The sequence below is a fragment of the Rhizobium sp. NXC14 genome (assembly GCF_002117485.1).
In the GTDB taxonomy this organism is placed as follows: Bacteria; Pseudomonadota; Alphaproteobacteria; order Rhizobiales; family Rhizobiaceae; genus Rhizobium.
On record NZ_CP021032.1, the window covers coordinates 154,380 to 179,606 of the forward strand.

Annotated in this window: 27 protein-coding genes; 14 read left to right on the forward strand and 13 right to left on the reverse strand. The window is 62.5% G+C overall.

What is annotated here, in order from left to right:
* The first annotated feature begins 9 nt into the window (after positions 1-9).
* The 5 genes from NXC14_RS24990 (at position 10) to NXC14_RS25010 (ending at position 3,288) form a co-directional block, all read left to right on the forward strand.
* Positions 10-735 carry an ABC transporter permease subunit gene (locus NXC14_RS24990; RefSeq protein ID WP_085780722.1) on the forward strand — a complete coding sequence of 242 codons (726 nt, stop codon included), beginning with the start codon at positions 10-12 and terminating at the stop codon, positions 733-735.
* A 12-nt stretch (positions 736-747) separates the two neighbouring features.
* On the forward strand, positions 748-1,437 hold the full coding sequence (locus NXC14_RS24995) for an ABC transporter permease (RefSeq protein WP_085780723.1): 690 nt from the start codon (positions 748-750) through the stop codon (positions 1,435-1,437).
* 71 nt (positions 1,438-1,508) lie between these two features.
* Positions 1,509-2,417 carry a homocysteine S-methyltransferase family protein gene (locus NXC14_RS25000; protein WP_085780724.1) on the forward strand — a complete coding sequence of 303 codons (909 nt, stop codon included), beginning with the start codon at positions 1,509-1,511 and terminating at the stop codon, positions 2,415-2,417.
* Positions 2,418-2,611: 194 nt separating this feature from the next.
* Positions 2,612-2,878, forward strand: coding sequence for a type II toxin-antitoxin system Phd/YefM family antitoxin (locus NXC14_RS25005; protein WP_085780725.1), 267 nt, complete (start codon positions 2,612-2,614; stop codon positions 2,876-2,878).
* Positions 2,875-3,288 (forward strand): type II toxin-antitoxin system VapC family toxin, encoded by a 414-nt coding sequence (locus NXC14_RS25010; RefSeq protein WP_085780726.1) that lies wholly within the window; start codon positions 2,875-2,877, stop codon positions 3,286-3,288. The genes NXC14_RS25005 and NXC14_RS25010 overlap by 4 nt, the downstream gene beginning before the upstream one ends.
* 82 nt (positions 3,289-3,370) lie before the next feature.
* Here the strand turns inward: NXC14_RS25010 and NXC14_RS25015 are convergent, their stop codons facing one another.
* The 5 genes from NXC14_RS25015 to NXC14_RS25035 form a co-directional block, all read right to left on the reverse strand.
* Positions 3,371-4,141, reverse strand: a complete 771-nt coding sequence (locus NXC14_RS25015; RefSeq protein WP_085780727.1) for an ABC transporter ATP-binding protein — start codon at positions 4,139-4,141, stop codon at positions 3,371-3,373.
* Between the two features lie 9 nt (positions 4,142-4,150).
* Positions 4,151-5,134 carry an ABC transporter substrate-binding protein gene (locus tag NXC14_RS25020; protein ID WP_085780728.1) on the reverse strand — a complete coding sequence of 328 codons (984 nt, stop codon included), beginning with the start codon at positions 5,132-5,134 and terminating at the stop codon, positions 4,151-4,153.
* Positions 5,135-5,174: 40 nt separating this feature from the next.
* Complete coding sequence (locus NXC14_RS25025) at positions 5,175-6,026, reverse strand: ABC transporter permease (RefSeq protein ID WP_085780729.1); 852 nt, start codon at positions 6,024-6,026, stop codon at positions 5,175-5,177.
* 10 nt (positions 6,027-6,036) lie between these two features.
* Entirely contained in the window at positions 6,037-7,389 is a 1,353-nt protein-coding gene (locus NXC14_RS25030; RefSeq protein ID WP_085780730.1) for an LLM class flavin-dependent oxidoreductase, read from the reverse strand.
* A gap of 296 nt (positions 7,390-7,685) precedes the next feature.
* Complete coding sequence (locus NXC14_RS25035; protein ID WP_085780731.1) at positions 7,686-8,471, reverse strand: IclR family transcriptional regulator; 786 nt, start codon at positions 8,469-8,471, stop codon at positions 7,686-7,688.
* 221 nt (positions 8,472-8,692) lie between these two features.
* On the opposite strand from NXC14_RS25035, the gene NXC14_RS25040 reads away from it, so the two are divergent.
* The 8 genes from NXC14_RS25040 to NXC14_RS25075 are packed head-to-tail and all read left to right on the forward strand — an operon-like array spanning position 8,693 to position 16,879.
* Positions 8,693-9,763, forward strand: a complete 1,071-nt coding sequence (locus tag NXC14_RS25040) for an ABC transporter substrate-binding protein (protein ID WP_085781255.1) — start codon at positions 8,693-8,695, stop codon at positions 9,761-9,763.
* 21 nt (positions 9,764-9,784) lie between these two features.
* Positions 9,785-11,299 (forward strand): sugar ABC transporter ATP-binding protein, encoded by a 1,515-nt coding sequence (locus NXC14_RS25045; protein ID WP_085780732.1) that lies wholly within the window; start codon positions 9,785-9,787, stop codon positions 11,297-11,299.
* Complete coding sequence (locus tag NXC14_RS25050) at positions 11,296-12,258, forward strand: ABC transporter permease (protein WP_085780733.1); 963 nt, start codon at positions 11,296-11,298, stop codon at positions 12,256-12,258. The genes NXC14_RS25045 and NXC14_RS25050 overlap by 4 nt, the downstream gene beginning before the upstream one ends.
* Positions 12,255-13,196, forward strand: coding sequence for an ABC transporter permease (locus NXC14_RS25055; protein ID WP_085780734.1), 942 nt, complete (start codon positions 12,255-12,257; stop codon positions 13,194-13,196). The genes NXC14_RS25050 and NXC14_RS25055 overlap by 4 nt, the downstream gene beginning before the upstream one ends.
* On the forward strand, positions 13,193-14,149 hold the full coding sequence (locus NXC14_RS25060) for an amidohydrolase family protein (protein WP_085780735.1): 957 nt from the start codon (positions 13,193-13,195) through the stop codon (positions 14,147-14,149). The genes NXC14_RS25055 and NXC14_RS25060 overlap by 4 nt, the downstream gene beginning before the upstream one ends.
* Complete coding sequence (locus NXC14_RS25065) at positions 14,142-15,452, forward strand: alanine racemase (protein ID WP_085780736.1); 1,311 nt, start codon at positions 14,142-14,144, stop codon at positions 15,450-15,452. Before NXC14_RS25060 ends, NXC14_RS25065 begins: the two co-directional genes overlap by 8 nt.
* Before the next feature lie 37 nt (positions 15,453-15,489).
* The gene (locus NXC14_RS25070; RefSeq protein WP_085780737.1) at positions 15,490-15,834 is read left to right on the forward strand and encodes a RidA family protein; all 345 of its coding nucleotides are present in this window, start codon (positions 15,490-15,492) and stop codon (positions 15,832-15,834) included.
* A gap of 31 nt (positions 15,835-15,865) precedes the next feature.
* Complete coding sequence (locus NXC14_RS25075) at positions 15,866-16,879, forward strand: succinylglutamate desuccinylase/aspartoacylase family protein (RefSeq protein WP_085781256.1); 1,014 nt, start codon at positions 15,866-15,868, stop codon at positions 16,877-16,879.
* A gap of 24 nt (positions 16,880-16,903) precedes the next feature.
* Here the strand turns inward: NXC14_RS25075 and NXC14_RS25080 are convergent, their stop codons facing one another.
* The 7 genes from NXC14_RS25080 to NXC14_RS25110 all read right to left on the reverse strand — a co-directional run bounded on the left by NXC14_RS25080 (position 16,904) and on the right by NXC14_RS25110 (position 22,816).
* Positions 16,904-18,088 (reverse strand): hypothetical protein, encoded by a 1,185-nt coding sequence (locus NXC14_RS25080; RefSeq protein WP_085780738.1) that lies wholly within the window; start codon positions 18,086-18,088, stop codon positions 16,904-16,906.
* Positions 18,089-18,188: 100 nt separating this feature from the next.
* Positions 18,189-18,863 (reverse strand): 4-carboxy-4-hydroxy-2-oxoadipate aldolase/oxaloacetate decarboxylase, encoded by a 675-nt coding sequence (locus NXC14_RS25085; RefSeq protein ID WP_085780739.1) that lies wholly within the window; start codon positions 18,861-18,863, stop codon positions 18,189-18,191.
* 88 nt (positions 18,864-18,951) lie between these two features.
* On the reverse strand, positions 18,952-19,785 hold the full coding sequence (locus tag NXC14_RS25090) for an ABC transporter substrate-binding protein (protein WP_085780740.1): 834 nt from the start codon (positions 19,783-19,785) through the stop codon (positions 18,952-18,954).
* Between the two features lie 31 nt (positions 19,786-19,816).
* On the reverse strand, positions 19,817-20,581 hold the full coding sequence (locus NXC14_RS25095; protein ID WP_085780741.1) for an amino acid ABC transporter ATP-binding protein: 765 nt from the start codon (positions 20,579-20,581) through the stop codon (positions 19,817-19,819).
* Positions 20,578-21,336 carry an amino acid ABC transporter permease gene (locus NXC14_RS25100; protein WP_085780742.1) on the reverse strand — a complete coding sequence of 253 codons (759 nt, stop codon included), beginning with the start codon at positions 21,334-21,336 and terminating at the stop codon, positions 20,578-20,580. Before NXC14_RS25100 ends, NXC14_RS25095 begins: the two co-directional genes overlap by 4 nt.
* Positions 21,333-22,040, reverse strand: coding sequence for an amino acid ABC transporter permease (locus tag NXC14_RS25105; RefSeq protein ID WP_085780743.1), 708 nt, complete (start codon positions 22,038-22,040; stop codon positions 21,333-21,335). Before NXC14_RS25105 ends, NXC14_RS25100 begins: the two co-directional genes overlap by 4 nt.
* Complete coding sequence (locus NXC14_RS25110) at positions 22,037-22,816, reverse strand: SDR family oxidoreductase (RefSeq protein ID WP_085780744.1); 780 nt, start codon at positions 22,814-22,816, stop codon at positions 22,037-22,039. Before NXC14_RS25110 ends, NXC14_RS25105 begins: the two co-directional genes overlap by 4 nt.
* Before the next feature lie 202 nt (positions 22,817-23,018).
* Here NXC14_RS25110 and nac point away from each other — a divergent pair, with 202 nt between their 5' ends.
* Positions 23,019-23,978 (forward strand): nitrogen assimilation transcriptional regulator NAC, encoded by a 960-nt coding sequence (gene nac / locus NXC14_RS25115; RefSeq protein WP_085780745.1) that lies wholly within the window; start codon positions 23,019-23,021, stop codon positions 23,976-23,978.
* A 14-nt stretch (positions 23,979-23,992) separates the two neighbouring features.
* Here nac and NXC14_RS25120 read toward each other — a convergent pair whose 3' ends face one another.
* On the reverse strand, positions 23,993-25,195 hold the full coding sequence (locus NXC14_RS25120) for a pyridoxal phosphate-dependent aminotransferase (RefSeq protein WP_085780746.1): 1,203 nt from the start codon (positions 25,193-25,195) through the stop codon (positions 23,993-23,995).
* Positions 25,196-25,227 lie beyond the last annotated feature (32 nt).

The following is a 25,227-nucleotide window of genomic DNA, read 5'->3' on the forward strand; positions in this document are numbered from 1 at the left end:
CTCCTAGAAATGGCGACCGGGCAACAAGGCATTCTGGACCTGCTCTCCCCCTATCCTCCGGGATGGGGCGGCGTTCTTCTGGCAGGTGCGGTCTCTACGGTCGCCATCTCCGCCTGCGCCTTCGCTGTCGGCCTGCTGCTTGGCACGGGCGGTGCGCTTGGAAAGCTTTCAGGCAATCCTGTGCTCCGCCTCGTGCTCGATCTCTATACGACGGTCATTCGCGCCGTTCCCGAGCTGATCCTGATCGTCGGACTTTATTATGCCGGCACCGATGGCCTCAACCGGCTGCTGGCGGCATTCAATCTGCCGCCGGTCGAGGTGAACGGTTTCGTCGCCGCCGTCGCAGTTCTCGGCTTCGTGCAGGGCGCCTATATGACCGAGGTGCTGCGCGGCGCGATCCTTGCCATTCCCGTCGGCCAGATCGAGGCCGCCAAGGCTTTCGGCATGGGGCCGGTGCTGCGCTTCCGTCGCGTCCACTTGCCGGCGCTGTTGCCGAATGCGCTGCCCGGCCTTGCCAATCTATGGATGTCGGTCACCAAGGACAGCGCGCTGGTCGCGGTCGTCGGCTATCAGGAACTGGCGCTCGCCACCCGCCTCGCCGGGGCAAGCACCAAACACTACTTCGTCTTTTTTCTTGCCTCGGCTCTTCTCTATCTCGCCATCACACTCGCTTCCAACGCCTTCTTCAAATTGATCGAAGGGCGGGTGCGGCGGGGACAGCCGCGTCTGGCCTGAAGAAAGCGCGCCATGAGTTTCACCTGGATCTCCTCCTATTGGCCGCTTCTTCTGACCGGCGCCTGGCAGACCGTAGCGTTGCTTCTCATTTCCGTGGTCTTCGGCTTCGTCATCGCCATCGGTCTCGCTTTCGCGCAGGTCACCGGCGGCAGGCTGACGCGACTCGCCGCCCGCGGCTACTGCACCTTCTTCCGTGGCACGCCGCTGTTGATCCAGCTTTGGCTCCTCTATTACGGGGTCGGCTCGCTGCTGCCCATGATCCCCGGCATCCGCCAGAGCCTGTTCTGGCCGATCCTGCGCGAGGGGTTTTTCTTCGCTTCCGTCAGCTTCACGCTGAATTATGCGGCCTATGAGGCTGAAGTGCTGCGCGGCGCGCTGCTTGCCGTTCCCAAGGGCGAGCTCGAGGCCGGCCGCGCCTTCGGGCTGTCGCCCTGGAAGCTCACCCGCCGCATCTGGCTGCCGCGCGCCCTTCGCATTGCCCTCCCGACCATTGCCGGAGAGATCGTCATGCAGTTGAAGGCGACGCCGCTCGCTTTCACGGTGACGGTGATGGACCTCTATGCCGTCGCCAACAAGGTTCGTCAGGACACGCTGCTCGTCTACGAACCGCTCATCGTCGTCACTCTCTTCTATCTCGCCCTGACTGCCGTGATCGCCCGCGTCTTTCGAAGTCTCGAAGCGCAGGTGCCGGTTCGCCGCTAGGCGGAGCTCGCCATATGTTTTGAAAAGCCCGGCGCCGGTAACGGCGCGACAGCCTGAATGGAGACTACCTCATGAGCACAACGCGAATTCTCGACGGCGGCATGAGCCGCGAGCTTCTGCGGCTAGGCGCCGAACTGAAGCAGCCGGAATGGTCGGCGCAGGCGCTGATGAATTCGCCTGAGGTCGTGCGGAAGGTGCACCAGGAATTCATCGCCGCCGGCTCTGAAATCATCACGACGAACAGCTATGCGCTCGTGCCCTTCCATATCGGCGAAGACCGCTTCCAAGAGGAGGGGCCGGCGCTGATGCGACTTGCAGGTCGTCTGGCGCGGGAGGCTGCCGATGCCGTGACCGGCCGGAAGGTGCTCGTCGCCGGATCGCTGCCGCCGATCTTCGGCTCCTACGAGCCTGAGAATTTCCAGCCTTCCCGAGTGCAGGACTATCTCGAGGTGCTGGTCGAAAACCTCGCTCCCTTCGTCGACCTATGGCTCGGTGAGACTTTGAGCCTGATTGCCGAGGGCGAGGCCGTTCGCAAAGCGGTGGCGGCATCGGGCAAGCCGTTCTGGATTTCCTTCACATTGGCGGATGACGAGGCGGCGATCAGGGGTGGCGCACCGAAACTCCGCTCCGGCGAAAGCGTCGAGGATGCCGCGTCCTGGGCGGTGTCATCGGGTGCGGCGGCTTTCCTGTTCAATTGCAGCAAGCCTGAGGTCATGCAGGGCGCGGTCGAGACGGCGGCACGGGTGTTCCGGGAGAGGAACGCCCAGATCGAAATCGGGGTCTATGCCAATGCCTTCGAAGGAGAAACCGGCGAGCAAGCCGCCAACGAGGGCCTGCACGATACACGTGACGACCTGAATGACGACGCCTATTCGCGCTTTGCCTGCTCCTGGGCCGAAGCGGGTGCCACGATCATCGGCGGCTGCTGCGGCATCGGCGCTGCTCATATTCATCGCCTCAACGGGATGCTTTCGCGCTGAGGTGATATCTTGGCCGCGAGTAATCGTCGCCGTGCCGCTGCTCAAACCTTCATCGTTTGGAGACATGTGACCATGGCGCAAGTCGCTCATTCCGCCTTCGGCGACGGGCGTCTGTCATTTCTTTTGCGAAGCTTGCCGTTCTCCTATTCACGGCTTATATAGTCATAATAGTCATTCTGGTCAGGAGGTGGGCCATGCAGTCATCACGGCAAGGCGACGAAAGCTGGACCGTGGCCAGCGCGAAAGCGAAGCTTTCTGAGGTGATCGAACGCGCGCAAGCCGCGCCGCAGACAATTACACGCAACGGCAAGCCGAGCGTCGTCGTTGTCTCTGCGGAGGAATGGCAACGCAAGACCGCCCGCAAGGGGACGCTGGCCGAATTTCTGATGGAGTCACCGCTGCGTGGCGCCGATCTGGATCTCGAGCGTGAACGCGACGAACCACGCGATAGCGAACTGTGAGACTTCTGCTGGACACCAATGTCCTGTCCGAGGTCACGAAACCGAACCCCGATGCGCGCGTCCTGGGGTGGCTGGATGGGCTCGACGAGGATCGCTCCTTCATCAGCGTCGTGTCGGTCGCAGAAATCCGCCGCGGTGTCGCCCTCATGGACAAGGGACGAAAACGTGACGTGCTGGCCGATTGGCTTGCTCGCGATCTGCCGCAGCGTTTCGAGCGGCGCATCATCCCGGTGGACGAAGCGGTGGCCCTGGCTTGGGGAGATCTGATGGGCCACGCAAAGCGGGGCGGCCGTGGCTTGTCATCGATGGATGGGCTGATCGCTGCGACCGCGGTTGCTCACGATCTTACCCTTGCGACGCGCAACACCAGGGATTTCCAAGGTTTGGGAATCGAGCTCGTTGACCCATGAGTCGGGTGAAATGCTGCTGATCCGTGGGCTGATGCAAAGGTTGCTATAGAGCCGGCGGCACGGGCCGCCCGCAAAGCATCCGTCAATGCAATCCAAACAGGGTCAGCAGCTCTTCACGATGACGAACGAATTCCGGCGCGCTGCGGTCGCGCGGACGCGGCAGATCGATGTCGATCAGACGTGGCTCGCCTCCCCTTTCCCGCGGCAGGATCAGGATTCGATCGGCGAGATAGATCGCCTCCTCGAGATCATGTGTGACGAGAATGGTGGTCACGTCCTCGTCACGCCAGATGCGTGCGAGCTCCTGCTGCATGCCGATCTTTGTCATCGCATCGAGCGCGCCGAGAGGTTCATCGAGCAGCAATATCTCCGGCTGGACGGCAAGTGCCCGGGCGATGCCGACGCGCTGCGCCATGCCTCCCGACAGTTGCCGGGGATAGGCGGTCTCGAACTGCTGCAGGCCGACGAGCTTGACATAGCGGCGCGCCCGCTCCCTCGCCTTTTCACGCGTCAGACCTCTCGTTTCCAGGCCGAAAGCCACGTTATCAAGTACGGTGAGCCAGGGAAGAAGGCGCGGCTCTTGGAAGATGACGGCGCGCTCGGCGCCGACGCCTCGTATCGCCTTGCCGTCCACCAGCACCTCTCCGCCGTCGGAATCCTCCAGACCTGCCAGAACCCGCAGCAGCGTGGTCTTGCCCGATCCGCTGGCGCCGACGATGGCGAGGCTTTCGCCGGAGCGGATATGGAGATTGATATCCTTCAGAACCTGCAGCGGTTTGCCGTTCAGCTTGTAGGATTTGGAGAGGCGACGGATCGTCACCTCCCCGCGGCGAATGTCCTCAGCGACGCTCATCACGCCTCCTCAATTGCTCGCCGGTTTTGCATCGGCCGTATACAGGATGTCCTTGGCCGCCAGTTGGCCCTGCTTCAGCTTGCCTTCGCGAACCAGCACGTCGATCCAGAACTGGATGTCGCGCTCGACCGGGAGACCGCCGGCGCGCACGCCGTAGCCACGGAAATACTGCGCAATATCAGGATTCTCGCCGCGTTCGGCCAGCGCCTTGGCCAGGATCTTCTTGGTTTCCTCGGGATGCTCGCGGGCATAGTCGAGGGCGCGGGCCGACTGTTCGACGAAGATTTTCGAGGCTTCCGGATGTTGCTTGATGAAATCGCGGCGCAGGACGACGAAGCCGCCGGCAATGTCTCCCAGCACATCGGTATCATCGAAAACCGGGCGCAGGCCGCCGTTCTTCAGCGCTGCACCCTCGAAGGTTGTTTGCCAATAACCGAAGGCGGCGATATCGACCTGCTTGGAGCGCAGCACCTGTTCGAGCTGCGGCCCGGGAACGACGACTTGGTTGGCGGAGTCGCTCGGCAGACCGACCGAATGCAATGCCTCGCGGATCGTGTAGTCGAGATGCGCGCCGAGCGTGTTGACCGCGATGCTTTTGCCGACGATGTCCTTGATCGTTTTGATCGGGCTGTCTTCCAGCACGTAGAAGGTCGACTGCACCTCGTCATTGATGCCGTTCGACGGATAGGCGGCGACGAAATCATTGCCGCCGATGATCGAATTGAGGACGGCGGAGGTGGCGGCGCTGCCGATCTCGACGTCGCCGGATGCGAGAGCGATGAGAGACGCAGGGCCGCCCTGGGCATAGCCGACATTCTCAAACGTGATGCCGGTGTCTTTGAAATAGCCGAGCGCTTCGGCAAGTTCATGGGCGGCAAGACCGCCCTGGCTGGCGAGGTAGCGCAGCTTCACCGTGTCGGCGGCTGCGGCCGGCGTGGCAAGACCGAGAGCGATCACAGCCGGCAGGAGAAGATTGCGGGGATGGAATGTCATGGAATGTCCTTTCGGAAGAGGAAAATCGGGGGGAAGCGGGTTACGTGCTCGGCTGAGACCAGCGGCAGAGACGGCGCTGCAGGAGAACGAGCAAGGCATTCGCGGCAAGCCCCAGAAAGGCGAGCAGCAGGATCGCCGCAAACATCAGCGGGATCTGGAAATTGTACTGGGCGTTCATCACCTGAAAGCCGATGCCCTTATTGGCGCCGATCATCTCGGCAGCGATCAGCAGCAGAAGCGCCGTCGTCGCCGAAAGTCGCAAGCCGACGAAAATCGCCGGGACGGAGGCTGGCAGAATGACGCGGCGAAAGACGGTCAGCGGTCCGGCGCCATAGGTGCGAGCCATTTCTATGAGCTTCTTGTCCACTTCCTTGACGCCGCCGATCGTGGAGAGCAGCACCGGAAACAGTGTCGCCCAGAAGATCACGAATATCTTGGAGGTTTCACCGAGCCCGAGCAGCAGGATGAAAACCGGATAGAGCGCCAGCGCCGAGGTCTGCCGGAAGAGCTGCAGGATTGGGTCAAGCGCCTGTTCGACCAAGCGAAACTGGCCCATGAACAGACCGAGCGGAATACCGACAAGGACGGCGAAGGCGAAGGCGGTTCCGGATCGCTGCAGACTGATGGCGATATCATCGAGCAAGGCGCCATTGGCAAGATTGGTCCACAGCGCCGACAGGATTACGTTCAAGGGCGGGAAGACAGCGGGATTGATCCAGCCCCTGGTGCTCGACAGCTGCCAGAGCACGAGGAAGCTGATGAGCAGACCGTAGCGCGGCAGAAATGCCGCGAGCACTCCGCGTATATGGGAGGCCAGAGCGGAACTATTGCTTTTGCTGCTTTTCAGTCGGCCGAAGCTTCTCGGAAGAGCCTGGTTGATTTCGTAGGCCATGGGTTTCTCCTCACTCCGCTGCCTCAAGGACGGTGCGTCCGGCAGCCCAGCGGTTTGTCGGGAAAGGCAAGCCGAGATTTTCCCGGAGCGTCTTGCCTTCATAGGCAGTGCGGAACAGGCCGCGGCGCTGGAGTTCCGGGATGACGAGATCGACAAAGTCGTCGAGCGCCGTCGGCAGCCAAGGCGGCAAAATGTTGAAGCCGTCGGCCGCTTCGTTCTCGAACCATGTCTGCAGCGTATCGGCGATCTGCTCTGCCGTGCCGACGATGGTGTAGTGGCCGCGGGCCGATGCGATCCACTGATAGAGCTGGCGGATGGTGAAGTTGTTTTCGTCTGCGATCTGGCGGATCAGGGCCTGGCGGCTCTTCATGCCTTCCGTCGGCGGTGCAGGCGGCAGCGGCCCGTCGAGATCATAGCCATGCAGGTCAAGCGTGCCGCCGGTCAGGCCGTTGAGCAGGCCGATCCCATCTTCTTCGAGGATGAGCGAGGTCAGGCGATCATACTTCTCGCGTGCCTCCGCCTCGGTCCTGCCGACGAAGGCGGATACGCCGGGCATGACCAGGATATGATCCGGATTGCGGCCGAGTCCGCGGGCGCGCGCCTTGATATCCCGATAGAACTCCTGGGCGGTTTCGATATGCTGATGGGCGGTGAAGATGACTTCAGCCGTCGCGGCGGCGAGTCCCCGGCCGTCCTCCGATTGGCCGGCCTGCACAATAACGGGATGCCCCTGCGGCGAGCGTGAAACGTTGAGCGGGCCGCGTACGCTGAAATGCTCGCCACGGTGGTCGGTGTCGTGCAGTTTCGCCGGATCGAAGAAGACGCCGGTCTCCTTGTCGCGGATGAACGCGTCATCCTCGAAGCTCTCCCAGAGTTTGCGGACGACGTCGACATGCTCGGCGGCGCGGCGATATCGTTCGGCATGCGGAAGCTGGGTTTCTCGGTTGAAGTTTTGCGCCGTGAGGTCGCCTGTCGTGGTGACGACATTCCAACCGGCGCGCCCGTTCGAGATCAGATCGAGCGAAGCGAACTTGCGGGCTGTCGTATAAGGTTCCTCATACGTGGTCGAGGACGTCGCGATGAAGCCGAGATGGGTGGTGAGAGGCGCAAGGGCGGAGAACAAGGTGACGGGCTCGAAGCCGGCCACGCGGGCGTTGCCGCCTTCACGCGCTCCACCGAAGCCAACGGCCAATCCATCGGCCAGGAAGTAGGCATCGAAGAGGCCGCGTTCCGCCGTCAGGGCGAGCTGCTTGTGAAACTCGAAACTGGTCGCGCCGTCGACCGGCTGATCGGGATGCCGCCACGATGCAACATGCTGTCCACCGCCGGGAAGAAATGCCCCAAGCCTGATTTTCCGCGTCATTTCGCATCCTCTCCGTTCGTCGTTGGCCGTCGGAATATTAATTACGTACTCTATAAATTTAATAGAGAAACATCATTTCGTAGTTTCGGGGGAAGAGTGAATAGATTTGCGGGATTGGGCTCAAACTGGAAATCAACATCGAAGAGCACAACGAGACATAGCTCGTCCTGCAGCGGCTCTTCGATGTGCACGCGGGCAGAGCCCAGCGAGCGTGCTAAGATTTAAGGAAGCACGTGGCTCGGCGCGAGTTCCCGCAGGAAGTGTCGCCGGCGATCAATGCGCGTCGTGTACGGGTATCAGCCCCGTTTCGGCCGAGCCGGGGCATGCTCCAGGCCAGTGGCGGCTTTCTTCAGGCAATCGAGGTAGCGGTCGCGGTTCGCAATGCCGTCGTCGCGCGGCGTGACCAGGCAGAGCGTTGCGGCCGCATGACCCTCCTCGCCCCGCACCGGCACGGCGAAACAATGGGTAAAGCTGTCGACGATGCTGTTGAACGTGAAGAGACCTTCTCGCTCGGCCTGGCGGACCTCGACGATGAAGCTTTGCGGATCGAGCCATTCGCCGTTAGGCAGACGAAAATCCTGCGACGGAATGAAGTTCAGAATTTCCTGATCCGACAGATGCGCGACCAGCAAGCGCCCGGAGGCCGTCCACGGGATCGGCACCGACTGGCCGATATCCGTCGAAATCCGGAACGGCCGCGCGCCTTCGCGCATGCGCACGACCGTATATTTGTTTCCGTCCAGCATGCAGAACTGCGCCGTCTCCCGCGTTTCGTCGGCGAGCTGTTCCAGCGCGGCCTCGCATTCGCGGGTGAAATCGAAATGGTTTTCATAGGCGGCGCCGAGGAAATAGAGTTTACGGCCGAGATAAACTCGCCCCTCGCCGCCCGTGAATTCCAGAATGCCATTGCTCAGCAACAAGTTGACGAGCTCGTAGACCGATGAGCGCGGTGCGCCGATCTGCGCTGCTATTTCATTCGGCTTCAAAGCCTGTCGCTTCTGGCGCAGGAAATCGAGGATTTCGAAGGCCCGGTCGAGCCCGCGGGCACGCTTGCCGACCGCTTCGTCCTGAATTGCGTCCATTGCTGTCGATCCCAATTTCTGTTCGGCCAAGCTTTTCAAACCCTCTGCCGCATCTGTCAACCGATCCTGTAGTCCCCGGTCGACGAAAATTTTTTTCATCCCTCTTGCGAGGCGGAAAAATCGGCATAAGATCAACGCGTCCGGTATTTAGATCATATGTACATTATATTGGACAAAAACAGATGGCAAGCATTAACGCTGCCACACAAAAGGGGATCGACATGAAAAATTCTGAAAACAGCATTTCCGCCTCGCGTCGCCGTCGCCTTCTCGCCGGCGCTGCCGCTGCTGCCACCCTGTTCGTTCTTTCCACCGGCTCGGCCTCGGCTGCCGCCAATTGCATCAAGGGTGACAGGAAGGCGCCCTTCACGATCGGCTGGGCGAATATCTATTCGGTGCCGACCTGGATGAAACAGACCGAAGGCACGATTACGGCCGAAGTGGAGGAGCTGAAGAAAGCGGGCCTGGTGAAGGACCTGATGATCACGGATGCGCAGGGCAACGCCCAGACGCAGATCCAGCATATCCAGTCTATGATTGATGCCAATGTCGACGCCATCGTCGTGATCGCCGGTTCCTCCACGGCGCTCGACCGCGTCATATCGGATGCCTGCGACAAGGGTATCGCGGTGGTGAATTTCGACAGTCTGGTCAATACCGACAAGGTGACGGCGAAGATCAACACCGATTCCAACGAATGGGGCGCGACGGCGGCCAAGTGGATGGTCAGCCAGCTCGGCGGCAAGGGCAAGATCATCGTAATGAACGGCCCGGCCGGCATTTCGGTGAGCGACGACCGCCGCAAGGGCGCCCAGCCGGTTCTCGATGCCAATCCCGGCATCCAGGTGATTACCGAAACCAACACGGAATATAATGTCGCGCCGGCACAGGAAGCGATGACAAGCCTGCTTTTCGCCAATCCGGAAATTGACGGCGTGCTGTCGCTCGGCGGCGCCTTGTCGGCCGGTTCCGTTCTTGCCTTCGAGCGCCAGGGCCGCGATCAGGTGCCGACAACAGGCGAAAATGCCCGCCAGTTCCTCGAGCTCTGGAAAGAGAAGGGATTGAAGGGCTGGGCGACGATGCAGCCCAACTGGCTCGGGGCGCTCTCCGTCTATACGGCGGTCCAGGCGCTGCAGGGCAAGGATGTCCCAGCCTTCGTCAAAGTGCCGCTGCCTGTCATCGACGACAGCTCGATCGGCAGCTATCTCGCGCGCGCCGACAAGTTCCCGGCTGACGGCTATATCTACTCGGACTATGACAAGGCACTCTTCGACAAGCTGCTGAGCAAGTAATCCGCGTTGGGGAACGTCGTCATGACGGAAGAAAGCCCCCTGCTGGAAGCCCGGCAGGTGTTCAAGGGGTTTTTCGGCAACCCCGTCTTGAAGGGCGTCGACATCGCCCTTCGGCCGGGCAGGGTTCATGCCCTGCTCGGCGAAAACGGCGCCGGCAAGTCCACGCTGATCAACCTCCTGTCCGGCGCGCTCCAGCCGGACGGCGGGTCAATCCTGATAGACGGCCAACCTGTCGGCCGTTTCAGCCCGGCGGCGGCCCGCAAAGCCGGTATTGCCGTGGTACAGCAGGAGCTGAGCCTGACTGCCAGTCTCTCGATTGCCGAAAATATCGGACTCGGCGCCTTTCCGCGCCGGTTCGGCCTCATCGATTACCGAGCGCTTTACCGCGGCGTGCAGGAGGTGTGCGACATGGTGGGGCTCAGCGAGCCGCTCGACATGCCGGTCGCCGATCTCGCGCTCGGTCGCCGCCAAATGGTGGAGATCGCCAAGGCGCTGTTTCGCAAGCCGCGCGTGCTCATTCTGGACGAGCCTACCTCGTCGCTCTCGGCCCATGAAGCCGGCGTCCTCGCCCGATTGATCGAGACGCTCAAGGGGCGCGGCATGGCGCTCCTCTATATTTCCCACCGCCTCAACGAGGTGCAGGCGCTCTGCTCGCATGTTACGGTGCTGAAAGATGGTGGCGTCACTGCAGATCAGTCGCTTTCCGGCATCGATGGCGAAGGGCTGGTGCGTCTCATGGTCGGCCGCGAGCCCGGCGACCTGTTCCCGCCGCGCGGGGCCGCCACGCCCGGTGTCATGCGCATCAGCGTCGAAGGCTTTTCCGCTGGCATGGTGCAAGACATCGCCTTCTCCGCCCGCGCCGGCGAGATCGTCGGCATCGGCGGGCTTGTGGGTCAAGGGCAGGAAGATCTGCTGCTTGGCCTCTACGGCGCCATTCCGGCCGCAGCCGCCCGGGCGGATGTCTCCGGCAAATCGGGCCTGCCCGCCGATGTCGGCGAGGCGAATGCCGCGGGCATCGTCTATGTCCCGGCCGACCGCAAGCATGAGGGGTTGGTGCTGCCGCATTCCATCACATCCAATCTCATCCTGCCTTCGCTCGGACGGCTTGCCGCCAAGGGCCTTCGCGACCGGCAGGCGGAAACCGGCCTCGTCGCCGATCTCGCGCGCCGGCTGACGATCAAGGGTGATACGGCCCGCCCGGTGCAGGCGCTTTCCGGCGGAAACCAGCAGAAGGTGGCGCTTGCCAAATGGCTGCCGCTCGATCCGTCCGTTCTGCTGCTCAACGATCCCACTCGCGGCGTCGACATCGAGACCAAGCGGGAGATCTATCTCATGCTCCGCGCCTTCGCCGCCGAAGGGCGGCTCGTCATCCTCGCCAGTTCCGATACGCCCGAACTCGTGCATCTCTGCGATCGTGTCGTTGTTCTCCGCGAAGGACGCGTCGCGGCGATGCTGTCGCAGGATGAGATCAGCGAAGGAGCGATCGTCGGTGCGGCCATGGGCGTCACGACCAAGGCACAGGGAGAGGCGGCATGAACACCAATTCCCAATCCCGGCTCTATCCCTCGATCCAGATGCGCCGCAATCGCGGCCTCGCCGGCCTCTACCTTGTCGTCACGGCCTTTCTCATCCTCTATGCGATGCTCTTTCCCGGCATCCTTTCGATCGGCGGCTTCTCGAAGTTCACGCAGAACTGGTTCCCGCTCGCACTCGTCACCATGGCGCAGGCGCTGCTCATGCTGAACGGCGGCATCACATTGGCGATCGGGCCGCTCGTCAGCCTCGGCGCGGTGATCGCCGCGACGACGATGGAAGGGGCGCTTGGTGTTCCGGGTGGCATACTCGCGGTCGCCGCCGCCGGCCTCGCGATCGGCGCCGCCACCGGCGCCATCGTCACCTATTTGAGGCTTCCTGCGATCATCGTCACGCTCGCCGGCTCCTTCATCATCAGCGGCGTCGCCCTCATCCTGCTGCCGCGGCCAGGTGGCGCCATTCCCGACTGGTTGTCTACGGTGCTGGCCGGCCATACACCCATCGCCTTTCTGATGCTCGTGGGGATCCTGGCGCTGTGGAAGCTGTTTCTCGCCACGCCGCTCGGCCTCGGCATCTATGCGGCCGGCGACAACCCGGTCGGCGCATTCCGTTCCGGCGTGCCGGTCGAACGGGTGAAGGTCACGGCTTTTGCGCTCTCCGGTCTGCTGGCAGCGCTGACCGGCCTCTTCGTCGCCGCGCAGACCGGCTCCGGTGATCCTGTCATCGGCACGCCCTTCACGCTGAACTCGATCGCTGCCGCCGTGCTCGGCGGCGTCGGCTTCCTCGGCGGCAAGGGCACGATGCGCGGCGCGGTTTGCGGCAGCCTGCTCCTCTCGGTCATGATCAACGTCATGTTCTTCCTCGGCTTCCCGCCCGTCGCGCAATATGTCGCTCAAGGCCTGATCATCGTCGGCGCGGTCGCCGTTCCGGAACTTCTCGGCGCGTGGAGGGCAAGACGTTGAACATCATCCGATCGACGTTCCGCAACCCGCCGCTGCTGACATTTCTTCTGGTGGCGCTCGTCTGGATCGTCGCAAGCTTGACGCTGCGCGGCTTCGGCGCCTACGGCCATTTGCGCTACCTTCTCGAGCTCGCCGCGGTGATCGGCATCGTCGCCGCGGGGCAGACGCTCGTCATCCTGATGGGCGGCATCGATCTTTCCGTCGGCGCTGTTATTACAGTCACGGCCATCCTGCTGCCGCTGATTTCGCCGGCATGGGATCCGACCGGCTTTGCCGGCATCACGGCGGCGCTTGCCATCGCCACCGGCATTGGCTTGATGAACGGCGCAGGTGCCACCTATCTCCGCGTCCCGCCGATCATCATGACACTTGCCATGGCGACCTTCCTGCAGGGCCTGCTCGTCATCGTCGCCGGCGGCAGCGCCATCACCGTCAGCAATCCCGCAGTCATCATGCTCGGGCAGTCGCGGCCGCTCGGCATTCCCTCCGGCATCCTTCTGTGGCTCGCCGTGGCGGTCGTCGTCCTGCTGCTCGTCCACCGCATGCCGATCGGCGCCCGTTTCCTCGCGCTTGGAGCCAACCCGCTGGCGGCCCGGCTTTCCGGCGTCAGCGTCACGCGCAACACACTGATTGCCCATACCCTGTCGGGCTTTTTCGCAGGAGTTGCCGGCATTCTGGTGCTCGGCATGAACCGGCAGGGTTATGTCGGCATTGGCGATCCCTATCTGTTGACCTCGATCGCCGCCGTCGTGCTCGGCGGCACTTCAATCCTCGGGGGGCGCGGCACCTATGCCGGGACCATTCCGGGAGCGATCCTGCTGGTGACGGCGACGGCGCTGATCACCGTCGTCAACGCCTCGCCCGGCTGGCGGTCGATCATGTTCGGCACGCTGATCCTGGCGCTTCTGCTCGTTTCGGGTCGCGAGGCGCGCCGATGACGGGACGCTACGATGGGCCGGTGATCGACCCGCACCACCATCTCTGGGATCTCGGCCTGCAGCGTCATCCCTGGCTTCAGAAAGCGCAGGAGACCGGTGAAGAGATGGTGTTCGGGAGCTTGGCGCCGATCCTGCGCGACTACGGCATCGACGATTATCGCGCCGACGCCGCGCGCCAGAACGTGGTTGCGACCGTTCATGTCGAGGCCGGCTGGTCCGTTGCCTACCCGCTGGAGGAGAGCCGTTGGCTGGATGGCCTCGACCGCGGCTCCGGCGTGGCGCACCGTTATGTCGCCGGCATTGCCCTCGACCGGCCGGACGCCCTGCGCCTGATCGAGGCGGAGGCTGAAAATCCCAATGTTGTCGGCATCCGCGATATTCTCAGCTGGCATGCCGATGCAGCGAAGAGTTTTGCGTCGAGTCCGGATCGCATGAGCGATCCTGTCTGGCGGGCGGGGCTTGCGCATGCCACGCGGCTGGGGCTGGTCTTCGACCTGATGCTTTATCCCTGGCAGATGGATGAAGCGCTTGAGCTCGTACAGGCCTTCCCGGAGACGCTTTTCGTCCTCAACCACGGCGGAAGCCCCGTCGACCGGACGCAGGATGGCATGACGCTCTGGCGCCGCGGCCTGCGGGCACTCGGTAAAGAACCCAACATGCGCCTGAAGATTTCCGATCTCGTCGCCTACGACAATAACTGGACGCTTGAGAGCCTGCGGCCGGTGATCGAGCATTGCCTCGATTGTTTCGGGCCTGAACGTTCGATGTTTGCGAGCGATTTTCCGGTCGCAGGTCTGCACGCCTCTTTCGACGAGGTCTATGGGGTTTTCCATACGGTCGCCTCGCGGCTTTCTCCGGACGACCAGCGCGCCCTGTTCTTCGCCACCGCCAACGATACCTACCGTCTCGGGATCGCCGACCCGGCCGACGCCGGGAGGGGCTGCCATGTCTGACCTTCATGCTGTGTGGGAAAACGTGCTGATCGATGAGCGGGTGCGGGGCTTTGCGCCGGGTCATCCACCGCTTCCGCTCTCGGAAATCGGCAAACAGGGCTGGAAGCCTTATGACGGCAGGATGGCTCTGCCGCTGATCTCGCTCGACCGGCAGGCCTTCTCTGCCAATGTCGACCTGATGATCGCTTATGTAAAAAGCCACGATGCCGAAATCGCTCCGCATGCCAAGACGCCGATGTCGACGGCGCTCGCGGACGCACTTGTGGCGGCTGGCGCCTGGGGCGCCACGGTCGCCGATATCCGCCAGGCCGCCGTGCTGCTCAAGGCGGGACAACGCCGCCTGATCCTCGCCAACGAGATCGGCGGGGCGGCAGCCGCCCGACGGCTTGCGGCTTTGCTCGGCCGGTATCCCGATGCCGAACTCCACATCTTCGTGGATTCGGCAGCACTCGTCGAAGCGCTCCGGTCGGCGTGGCGAGAGCGTACGGACCTGCCGCCTCTGGGCCTGCTGGTGGAGCTCGGCGCGGGCCGGGCCGGCATCCGCAGCGCCGCTGCCGCTGAGGCAGTTCTCGATGCAATTCTTGCCGCCGAGACGTCGACCTTCCGGTTGAGCGGCATTGCCGCCTATGAAGGTGCTGCCGCGACCGCCGATGCGGCAGAGACAATTGTTCGCATCGAGGCTCTGATGGCACTGACGGCAGATTTTCTGTCGAAGGTGCGCGCCCGCACAGGCCCTGACCGACCGCTTCTTGTGACATCAGGCGGCTCGGTATTTTTCGATCTCGTGATCGCCGGGCTTTCAGCCGCGGTTGCCGCCGATCCGGCCTGCCGGCTGATCCTGCGAAGCGGCGCCATCTTCTTCCACGATCACGGCGTCTACGAGCGCGGCCTTGCCGGCCTCGATGCGCGCGGCGGCTTCCGTATCGGCCGCGAGACGCTTTCGGCGGCGGCGGGTTTTCGTCCGGCGCTGCGAGTCTGGGCGGAGGTCCTGTCGCGGCCGGAGCCGCGGCTTGCGATCGCAGGCATGGGCCTGCGCGACGTGGCGATGGACCAGGGGCTGCCGCGGCCGCTGGCGCTCTATCGCGATCGGTCATATCTCGGCGACCTCAAGGGCGCCGAGGTTTTCCGCCTCAACGATCAGCACGCCTTCGTCGCTCTTCCCGAAGGGAGCGACGTCTGCGTCGGCGACGTCATCGAGTTCGGCATCTCGCATCCCTGCACCTGCCTTGACCGGCACGCCATTCTCTATGGCCTCGACCCCGACCACTCGGTGACGGCGGCCTATCTCACAAGCTTCGGCTGAACCTTCCCTTCAAAAGCAAGAAAAGGAAAACCTGCCCATGATCCAGCGTTATCAGAAAGGTTCGCGAATGAGCCAAGCCGTCAGCTATGGCGGTCTCGTCTATATTGCCGGCCAGGTCGCGGAAAATCGCAAGGCTGGGATCGAAGAGCAGACTCGCGATGTGCTCGGCAAGATCGACGCTCTTTTGAAGGAAGCCGGTACGGACCGCTCGCGTCTGATCGCCGTCAATGTTTTCCTGCCGGCAATCGTCGATTTCGAGGCGATGAACGGCGTCTATGACGGCTGGATCGACATCGAACACCCGCCGGCGCGCGCCTGCACCGAAGCACGCCTCGCCGATCCCGATTTGCGCGTCGAAATGACCGCGATCGCCGCGCTCTGAGGGCGAAGTAACCGCCCGGACTGGAGACATGATGCACAGCGGCATTGTCAATCCGATCGACTTCTCGCGCGAGGGCCGGCAGGCCGGCCACCTCGCCATTCCTTATTCGGTGGACCGTTCGCCCTATTATCAGATCCGCATCCCGGTCCTCCATCTCAGGAATGGCGAGGGCCCGTCTCTGTTGCTGATGGCGGGCAATCACGGTGACGAATACGAGGGTGAACTGCAACTCGGCCGGCTGATGCGGCTGTTGGACGTTGCGGAAATAAGCGGCGCCGTCACCATCCTGCCGATGGCGAACCTGCCGGCGGTGATGGCGGCCAAGCGCTGTTCGCCCTTCGACGGCGGCAACCTCAACCGCGCCTTTCCTGGCGATCCTCTTGGATCACCGACAGCGCGGATGGCGCATTTCCTCGAACGTGAACTCTTTCCGCGCCACGACGTCGTGCTCGACCTGCATTCGGGCGGCACGTCGATGGCGCACCTGCCGTGCGCGCTGATCGAGCGACAGGCCGATGCCGCCCGCTTCGAGCGGTCCGTGTCGCTGATGCGGGCGCTCGGCGCGTCCTATGCCTTCATCGCCGATAACGGGCCGGCGGCACCGACATCGATGGGTGCTGCCGCACGGGCGGGGACGATCGGGCTTTCCGGCGAATTTGGCGGCGGCGGAACCGTGACGCCCGAGACGATGACCTTCACGGCGGCGGCAATCGACCGGCTGCTTTTGACACTCGGCATCGTCGAGCGTTCGGTGCTGTCACTCGGACCGCTTCCCCAACCGGGGCCTCTGCAGCTGCTTTCGCTGTCGAGGCACAGCCAGGGCATCTATGCGAGCCGCAGAGGCTGGTTCGAGCCGGCTATCGCGCTCGGCGCCACCGTTGCCGCCGGCGATCGGGCGGGATGGTATCATGACCTGGAACGCTTGGAGCAGTCGGAGGAAGAACTGCGTTTCGCCGAAAGCGGCATTGTCATCTCGCACAGGCTGCACTGCGACAGCCAGGCCGGCGATTGCCTGATCCAGGTCGCCGAACCTATCGCATCCTGAGCCAATCCCCACGCGCGCTCGCGCTTAACTGATTGCGTCCACCGCGGCCTTGACCCAATCGAGACGCTTTGCCGGAACGAGGCCGTAGTTGTAGAAATTTACCCCATCGGCGCCGGCATCGATGGCGGCCTTGGCGCGTGCGGCGAGCACCATAGGTCCGCCGACCTCGGGATAGAAGACGCGCAGCCCGACTCCGAGGAACTTTCCCGGCCCCATTGCCGCCCGGCCGGCTCGGATGACATCACTGACGGCCTCCGGCGTCATGTCGTAACAGCAAAGAATCGCCCCGTCGCAGAGCTTGCCGACGGCTGCGAGATCGACGCCGCCGAGCCAGCCGTCCTTCAGGTCAATGAGCACGATGCGCGTCGCCGGATCGGCCGCACCCTTGATCTCGCCGATCAGGCTGGTCACCGGCTCGCTGCGCCACGCAAGATAGGCATGGAGATCGGAATGGCCCCGGAAGGCATCGATGCCAGCCGTCGGGAAATCCGGGAACTGCCGCTCCGGCACGGCTCGTTCGCAGAGTTCGGCGATGAAGCGCGCGACCGTTCTGCGCGCGCCCTCGACCTGCACGCCGGCCTTTGCGGCGCGCGCGATACAATGATCGCAGAAGCAGAGCGACAGCAGGAAATCGTCTTCGGCATTCAGGCCAACGCCGTCTTTCTCGTGATGATATTCATGCGCGAAGCCCATGAAGTTCGGGCTTTCGAGCTCCACCATGTCGGGCCGGTAGTTCGTCGTGATGTCCTGCACGAGAGCGACGACATAATCGCGCGCGGCCGGGCTGGAAGGGCAAAGGTTGTAATAGTTGGGATTGCCGAAGGCGTTTCGTGTCACGTGGGCGGGATGCAGCATGCCGAGGCGGCTATTGTGCAGGCAGACCGTCCAGCAGGAGACCTTGAGACCAGTCGCCTGCCGATCTCTGACGAGTGCTTCCAGCATATCGCCCCGCTCGGTCACATTGCTGGCCATCAGCGGCCGGATCACCTTGTCCTGCCAGAGGCTTTCATCCGGCCAGAAGTAGACCGTCCCGTCCTCGGGAAAATAGGCCTTCTGCTGCGGGCTGCGCGGTTGCAGGAAACGGCCAGCATGATAGGAGGTCGCCAGGCTGACCGTGGTGAGGCCCGCCCGGCCGGTAAGCTCGGCGGCAAACGCGTCGAGTCCCTGGTCCTGGATGTCCCAGGGGTAAGTCCACACGGATAGATGCATGGCACGCTCCCGTCAAATCTGTCCACTTTATAGAACATGTGTCCATAATAGTGTCCAGACCGATCTTAGAGCATGAGCCCTTGGAGCCCTCCGTCGTTCGTCAGATGTCGACGACGAGACCCTTAGCTTTCAGCACCGGCGCCAGATTGCTGACCTCGATGACCGATTTGCCCGCCTTGTAGGCGGCGATGTAGCCGGCTTCGGCATCCTCGCGCGCCTGCGAGAGCCGGGCGGCCTCCTGCGCTTCCTGCCTGCGCACGACCACCAGCCCGTCGGCATCGCCGACGATGATGTCGCCGGGATTGATGGTTTCGCCGCCGACGATGATCGGATCGTTCACCGCCGCGATGGTTTCCTTCACCGTCCCCTTGATGCAGACGCTGAGCGAGAAGACCGGGAAACCAAGTTCCCGCAATTGCAGCGTGTCGCGCACGCCGGTGTCGGTGATGAGACCGCCGATGCCTTTGGCGAGGCAGGCATTGGCAAGCACGTCGCCGAAGGAGCCGGCCTCCTCGTATTCGCCGGCGGAGACGACGATGATGTCGCCGGGCTTTGCATAGTTGATGGCGAGCTGCAGCATGATGTTGTCGCGCGGCGCGCATTTGACCGTGAATGCCGGGCCGCACAATTTCATGCGGTAGTCGACGGGCTTGAGCCGCGAGGAGAGTGCGCCGCGGCGCCCCTGGGCTTCATGGATGGTCGCCGGCGAAAATTTGGAAACGGCCTCGATGGCAGCTTTGCTGGGCCGTTCAGCGATGTCTTTTATATGGATCATGGATGCCTCACATCGTTTGCAGACGGCGGGCAAATCCCGCCGTCTTATCTCGGTTGATTGTCATCGGGAGGTTCCGAGACCGGTCGGTCTACGGGATCGGGTCGAACTTCAGTCCGCTAAGCGGCACGACTTTGTCGGTGCGGGTCATCTTGTATTCGGTGCTCGGGCCGAGCCACTTGTCCCAGATCTTGTTGATCTCGCCGGACTCATCGAGCTTGTGCAGGATCTCGTTGATCTTGGCGGTCAGCGCCGGCTGATCCTTGGCCATGCCGATGCCGATCGGCTGATAGAGCATCGGCTCCTCGATCATCCGCATTTGCTTGCCCTTGCTCTTCGATTCATTGACGAACTTGGTTGTCGTCATGGTGTTGGCCACCATGCCGCGCGCCTTGCCCTGCTGGACGGCGAGATAGGCCGAGGCGGTATCCTGGAAGGTGAGCGGCTCGGATTTGTTGAGCTTGATCGACATTTCCGAGGTCGAGCCCTTGGTCGAGGCAATGCGCTGGCCTGCATAATCGGCCTTGGTCTTGCCGGCATCGTCGGCCGGCACGATCAGCATTTCCTTGGCGAGGTAATAGGGATCGCTGAACTGGATCTGCTCGGCGCGGCTCAGCGTATAGGCAAGATTGGCAACGGTGATGTCGACGCGGCCGAGCTTGACCTCGGGCACGCGAGCCTCGACCGAAACCGGCTTGATCTCGGCCTTGACGCCCAATTCCTTGGCGATGGCGCCACAGAGATCGACGTCGAAACCGGCCATTTCGCGGGTCTTCGGATCGGGCGAGGCGAAAGGAGGAACGTCGGCGAAAGTCGCGCAGCGCAGGGTCCTTGCCGAGATGATGTTGTCGAGCTGATCGGCTTTCGCGGGCATTGCCGCCAGGCCGGCCAATGCAACCGTGAGGCTCAGGTATTTCCAGTTCATAGCTGTTCTCCTTTGTTTTTGATGGTTGGTCTCAATGTCTGAGGTCAGCGAGGAAACGCTGAGCCCGGGAATGGGTAGGATTGCTGAAGAAGTCCTCGGGCGTCGCCATTTCGATGATCTGACCGGCATCGATGAACCAGATCCGGTCGGCGACCTCGCGCGCGAAACCCATCTCGTGGGTGACGCAGAGCATGGTCATGCCTTCCGACGCCAGGCTCTTCATGACGGCGAGCACTTCGCCGACCATTTCGGGGTCGAGCGCACTCGTCGGCTCGTCGAACAGCATTACCGGCGGTTCCATAGCAAGAGCGCGGGCGATCGCCACCCGCTGCTGCTGGCCGCCCGAGAGCTGGCCGGGATAGGCCCGCGCTTTGTCGGCGAGGCCGACGCGGTCGAGAAGCTTGAGCGCCTTTTCATGCGCGACATCGGCCGCCACGCCCTTCACCCGGATCGGCGACATCGAGACGTTTTCAGCCACCGAAAGATGCGGAAAGAGATTGAAGTTCTGGAATACGAAGCCGATCCGGCTGCGCATTGCGTTGAGCTCCTTTGCCCGCATCGACGCGTGGATGTTTTGCCCGTCGAGCGTGATCGATCCGCTGTTGATCTCTTCCAGGCGATTGATCGTACGGATCAGCGTCGATTTTCCCGAGCCCGATGGACCGCAGATGACGACCACCTCGCCGCGCGCGACCTCAGCATCGATGTCCTTCAGGACCGGATAGTCGCCGTAGCTCTTGCAGACTTGCGAAAGCCGAATCGTCTGCGCTTGCTGCGCGGAAACTGACATGGTCATAGCTGCTCCGATACGATTTTGGATGGCGTGACCAAGGAGGCCGTGGGAACGTTGAGAAGTCCCGCGCGCCGACGCGTGATGCGCCGCTCGAGGCGATTTGCGAAGTAGGTCAGCGTCCAGCAGATGATGAAGTAGACGATCGCCAGGATGAGGAAGACCTGGAAGGGCTGCGTCAGGAGCTGGTTATTGACCTGACTTGCCGCAAAGGTCAGGTCCGGCACGTTGATCACGTAGCCGAGCGTCGTATCCTTGGTCATCGAGACGAAGGTGGAGAGGATGCTCGGAATCATGTTGTAGAGCGCCTGCGGCAAGATGATGTAACGCATCGCGCCGATATAGCCGTGGCCAAGAGCACGCGCGGCATCCATCTGGCCCGGTCCGAGCGCGACGATGCCAGCGCGGACGACTTCGCTGAGGAACGCGCTCTGATAGACGACGAGCGTCGTCAGCATGGTGACGAAGCTCGGCACATCGGCGCCCGTCAGGAGTGGGACTAGGAAATAGCTCCACAGGATGAGCATCAGGAGCGGCACTCCGCGGGTGAAATAGACAAGCGCGGTGACCGGCCAGCGCAGCAGCGGCGATTTGGAAAGCCGCGCCATTGCGAACAGGATGCTTACCGGAAAGGCGAGAGCGATGCTGAGCGCCGAAAGGATCAGCGTATTGGCGAGCCCGCCGAGCGGTCCGTTCGGATATTGGCCGATCAGGAGCAGCAGCCAATAGTCGCGGACGATGGCAATCATGTCCTGGATCATGCGCGCGCACTCCGGGCAGGATCGGCGCGCATCGACAGATAGGCGCCGATGCTCATGATCACGAGTGAGAAGAAGAGGTAGAGGACCGTGCCGATCAGGTAGATTTCGAAGGTGCGGAAGCTGAGGTTTTCGATTTCCTTGACCGCATGCGTCAGTTCCGACGCGCCGATGATGATGGCAAGGCTGCTGTTTTTGAACAGCGAAACGCTGTGATTGATGAGCGGCGGCAGCGCGTTGCGTACGCCCTGCGGCATGATGACGAAACGCATCGCCGAGACGTAGCCATGGCCGAGAGCGCGCGCCGCCTGCATCTGGCCGTCACTGACCGAGCGCACACCCGAACGAAGATCCTCGCTGAAATAGGCCGCCTGGCAGAGCCCCAGCCCGATCACCGCGAAGATGGATTCCGCATTGTGGCTTGCTAGCCAATTCGCGATGCCGCTCGGCATCAGCGTGAAGATCCCGAAATACCACAGCATGAGCTGCACCAGCGTCGGGACATTGCGGTGGTAGGAAACGTAAGCGGCAACCAACGGATCGCCGAAGCGAAAGGGTGACAGGCGCAGACCCAGCAGCATAAGCGCCAGCGTCATCGCCAGCAACCAGGAACCGGCGTAGATGATGAAGGTCATCTCGATGCCATGCAGCAGCATGGCGGCATATTCCGGATTTCCGAGGATCGCCGAAAGGTCGAAGCCGCTCACGGTTTTGGCTCCCCGGATTGATCCGTCTTCGCCGCAGGCTGCGGCTTCGCCGTCTGCAGGCCGCCCATGACCTGCAGCGTCGGTGTGATCTCCATATGTCCGATATTGACGGCGACGGGGGCTGCGATGGCGAAGGCGATCGCGTCGGCGATATCGACCGCCTGCGGCAATTCGAAGCCGTCGATGAACCGCTCCCGGACGCTCGGGTCATTGCCGTGGACGTGATTGAAAATGTCGGTGGCGACGCGGCCGGGGCAGATTTCGGTGACCCGCACCCGCTTGCCGAAGGCGTCGATGCGCAACTGGTTGGACAGCATGCTCACCCCTGCCTTGGTGGCGTGATAGGATGAATTGCCGCCGAAATTATAGGCGCCGGCGATCGACGAGATATTGATGACGTGGCCGCGGTTGCGCGCCACCATGCCCGGGACCACCAGGCGGCAGAGGTGCAGCACCGCCCGGAGATTGACGTCGACGATGAGATCGATGTCGCCCTCGTCGGCTTCGAGGAATTTCTTCGGCCGGTCGACGCCGGCATTGTTGACGAGAATGTCGAATTCCACTCGACCCGCGAGCTCGGCCAACGCCTGACGGTCGGTCACATCGATGACATGAGGGATGCAACCCGTCCGCGCGGCCAGCTGCTGCAGCGTCTCGGCGCTACGGGCAACGGCATGGACTTCGATGTTCTCCTGGCGGAGCCGCTCGACAACGGCTGCGCCGATTCCGGAGGATGCGCCGGTTACCAGTGCGGTCTTGTAGTCGGAGAATGGCATTGTCGTTCCCTTGTTATTGATCGAGACAGTAGCGAAGCTTTAACCCCTTGCCTAAGACCGATTATCTCTGGAGCAATAAGCAACGGTTATGGAGCCTTGCGCGGCTGCCGAAGAAGAGAAAGGTGCGATGTCGGCGCTATTGGCGGTGTTCGTGCCTCGGCAAGGCCCGGCCGGTTGACGATCGCGTCGCGTTGCAAAAGCTATACGCGTCTGCAAACATGCCATCCCAGCAGATCAGAACGGTTCCCCGATCCTCATGGACATCAGACGCCTCAAATCCTTCATCGTGATCGTCGACAGCGGCAGCATCACGCGCGCGGCGGATCTCTTGCATATCGCCCAGCCGGCGCTCAGCCAGCAGTTGGCGGCGCTGGAGGAGCATTTCGGCCAGAAGCTTTTGATCCGCAGCCAGCAGGGCGTCAGCATGACCGATGCGGGCCATGCTGTGTATCGCCATGCCCAGATTATCCTCCGGCAGATGGAGCAGGCGCAAGCGGATGCTTCCGCGGCCGGCAATTCCCTGGCAGGGCGCGTGTCCGTCGGTCTGGTCCCTTTTAGCAGTGCTGCCACGCTATCGGTCGATCTGCTGGCGGAGACGCGGAAGCGGCATCCCGGCATCCTGCTGCATCTGACCGAAAGTGTAGGCCAGACCTATAGCCAGATGATCATGAACGGCCGGCTGGAGATGGCCCTTCTCCATGGAACCGGGCCGATCAAAGGCGTGCGGTTCGAACCGATTCTCAGCGAAGAATTTTTCGTGGTCGCACATCGCGATTTTGCGATCGACGCGGATGCGAAACCTGTCGCCGTCAGCACTCTCGACGGAATACCGATGCTGCTGCCGCCGGCCTATAATTTTGTCCGCCGCGCGGTCGATACCGCCTTCACGCGTACCCGCACCAATTTGAAAGTTGTGGCGGAAGTCGAGATCGTACGCACCCTGGGGCGCGCGGTCGGCGACGGTCTCGGCGCGACCATCATGCCGAAGGCCATCGCCGATCGTATCGTATCGGAATCGAGCGAGCCTTTGATCTGCCGGCTCGTCTCCCCGCGGATCGAGGAAACCCTATCGCTTTGCGTTTCCGACCAGAATCCCCTGTCGGAGCCGGCCCTTGCCGTCCGGGATATCCTCCTCGAACTGACGACACGGCTGAAAGCCTGAGGCGGGGCTGCCGGTCAGCGCATATCCTTGCAGAACTCGGCAATGCGGGCGCAGCCCTCGTCGAGTTTCTCCATGCTGGTGGCGTACGAAATGCGGAAGAAGGGGCTCATTCCGTAAGCCGCGCCTTGCACGGTCGCGACATGATGTTCTTCCACGAGCGCCATGACGAAATCGACATCCGTTTCGATCTTTCGTCCGCCCTTGCTGGTCTTACCGATCAGCCCGGAGATGTTCGGATAGATGTAGAAGGCCCCTTCCGGCCTGTGGCAGCGCAGCCCTTCCACGTCGGACAATTTGTCGAGGACAAAGTCGCGTCGTGTCTTGTAGATCGCCGCACGCGCCTTAAGGAGATCCTGAGGTCCATCGAGCGCTGCGGTCGCGGCCGCCTGGGTGAGCGTCGCGATGCCGCCGCCGTTCTGTCCGTTGACGTTGCTGATGGCTGTCATCAGCTCTTTCGAGCCGGCGCAGAAACCGAGCCGCCAGCCTGTCATCGCGTAAGCCTTGGAGACGCCGTTCATCGTCAGCACGCGATCGTAAAGCCTCGGCTCGACTTCCGCCATGGTGCAGAACTGGAAGTCGTCATAGACCAGGTGCTCGTAGATGTCGTCGGTCATGATCCAGACGTGGGGATGGCGCAGCATGACCTCGGCAATGGCGGCCATCTCGGCCCGGGAGCAGGCCGCGCCGGTCGGATTGTTCGGGAAATTCAAGAAGAGCCATTTGGTGCGTGGCGTAATCGCCGCCTCCAGATCCTCCGGGCGCAGCTTGAAGCCGGTGTGCTCGTGGCAGGGAACGGCGACAGGGACGCCGCCGGCGAATTTCACGATATCGGCATAACTGACCCAGGAAGGTGTCGGAATGGCGACCTCGTCGCCCGGATTGCAGGTTGCAAGCATCGCATTGAAGATCACCTGCTTGCCGCCGCCCGAGACGACGAGCTGGCTGGCGTCATAGTTGAGATTATTGTCGCGCTTGAACTTTCGGATGATGGCGGCCTTGAGGGCCGGCGTGCCGTCCATCGGCGGATATTTAGTATCGCCCGCGAGAGCCGCCGCATGCGCCGCTTCGATGGCGTGCGCCGGCGTGGGGAAATCGGGCTCGCCGGAGGAGAGGCTGACGACCTGGATCCCTTTGGCGGCGAGCTCCCTAGCCCGCTGGGTCATGGCGGCGGATGCTGAAACGGAGACGTTTTTCAGACGGTCGGCTTTGATGGACATCGGAATGGTCCTTCGGTGAGGGATTGGAGTTA

What these genes read in the sequence shown, in the direction of transcription:
- NXC14_RS24990 (WP_085780722.1), top strand. Translation starts at nt 10, where the DNA reads ATGGCGACCGGGCAACAAGGCATTCTGGACCTGCTCTCCCCCTATCCT.
- NXC14_RS24995 (WP_085780723.1), top strand. Translation starts at nt 748, where the DNA reads ATGAGTTTCACCTGGATCTCCTCCTATTGGCCGCTTCTTCTGACCGGC.
- NXC14_RS25000 (WP_085780724.1), top strand. Translation starts at nt 1,509, where the DNA reads ATGAGCACAACGCGAATTCTCGACGGCGGCATGAGCCGCGAGCTTCTG.
- NXC14_RS25005 (WP_085780725.1), top strand. Translation starts at nt 2,612, where the DNA reads ATGCAGTCATCACGGCAAGGCGACGAAAGCTGGACCGTGGCCAGCGCG.
- NXC14_RS25015 (WP_085780727.1), bottom strand. Translation starts at nt 4,141, where the DNA reads ATGAGCGTCGCTGAGGACATTCGCCGCGGGGAGGTGACGATCCGTCGC.
- NXC14_RS25020 (WP_085780728.1), bottom strand. Translation starts at nt 5,134, where the DNA reads ATGACATTCCATCCCCGCAATCTTCTCCTGCCGGCTGTGATCGCTCTC.
- NXC14_RS25025 (WP_085780729.1), bottom strand. Translation starts at nt 6,026, where the DNA reads ATGGCCTACGAAATCAACCAGGCTCTTCCGAGAAGCTTCGGCCGACTG.
- NXC14_RS25030 (WP_085780730.1), bottom strand. Translation starts at nt 7,389, where the DNA reads ATGACGCGGAAAATCAGGCTTGGGGCATTTCTTCCCGGCGGTGGACAG.
- NXC14_RS25035 (WP_085780731.1), bottom strand. Translation starts at nt 8,471, where the DNA reads ATGGACGCAATTCAGGACGAAGCGGTCGGCAAGCGTGCCCGCGGGCTC.
- NXC14_RS25040 (WP_085781255.1), top strand. Translation starts at nt 8,693, where the DNA reads ATGAAAAATTCTGAAAACAGCATTTCCGCCTCGCGTCGCCGTCGCCTT.
- NXC14_RS25045 (WP_085780732.1), top strand. Translation starts at nt 9,785, where the DNA reads ATGACGGAAGAAAGCCCCCTGCTGGAAGCCCGGCAGGTGTTCAAGGGG.
- NXC14_RS25050 (WP_085780733.1), top strand. Translation starts at nt 11,296, where the DNA reads ATGAACACCAATTCCCAATCCCGGCTCTATCCCTCGATCCAGATGCGC.
- NXC14_RS25060 (WP_085780735.1), top strand. Translation starts at nt 13,193, where the DNA reads ATGACGGGACGCTACGATGGGCCGGTGATCGACCCGCACCACCATCTC.
- NXC14_RS25065 (WP_085780736.1), top strand. Translation starts at nt 14,142, where the DNA reads ATGTCTGACCTTCATGCTGTGTGGGAAAACGTGCTGATCGATGAGCGG.
- NXC14_RS25070 (WP_085780737.1), top strand. Translation starts at nt 15,490, where the DNA reads ATGATCCAGCGTTATCAGAAAGGTTCGCGAATGAGCCAAGCCGTCAGC.
- NXC14_RS25075 (WP_085781256.1), top strand. Translation starts at nt 15,866, where the DNA reads ATGCACAGCGGCATTGTCAATCCGATCGACTTCTCGCGCGAGGGCCGG.
- NXC14_RS25080 (WP_085780738.1), bottom strand. Translation starts at nt 18,088, where the DNA reads ATGCATCTATCCGTGTGGACTTACCCCTGGGACATCCAGGACCAGGGA.
- NXC14_RS25085 (WP_085780739.1), bottom strand. Translation starts at nt 18,863, where the DNA reads ATGATCCATATAAAAGACATCGCTGAACGGCCCAGCAAAGCTGCCATC.
- NXC14_RS25090 (WP_085780740.1), bottom strand. Translation starts at nt 19,785, where the DNA reads ATGAACTGGAAATACCTGAGCCTCACGGTTGCATTGGCCGGCCTGGCG.
- NXC14_RS25095 (WP_085780741.1), bottom strand. Translation starts at nt 20,581, where the DNA reads ATGACCATGTCAGTTTCCGCGCAGCAAGCGCAGACGATTCGGCTTTCG.
- NXC14_RS25100 (WP_085780742.1), bottom strand. Translation starts at nt 21,336, where the DNA reads ATGATCCAGGACATGATTGCCATCGTCCGCGACTATTGGCTGCTGCTC.
- NXC14_RS25110 (WP_085780744.1), bottom strand. Translation starts at nt 22,816, where the DNA reads ATGCCATTCTCCGACTACAAGACCGCACTGGTAACCGGCGCATCCTCC.
- NXC14_RS25120 (WP_085780746.1), bottom strand. Translation starts at nt 25,195, where the DNA reads ATGTCCATCAAAGCCGACCGTCTGAAAAACGTCTCCGTTTCAGCATCC.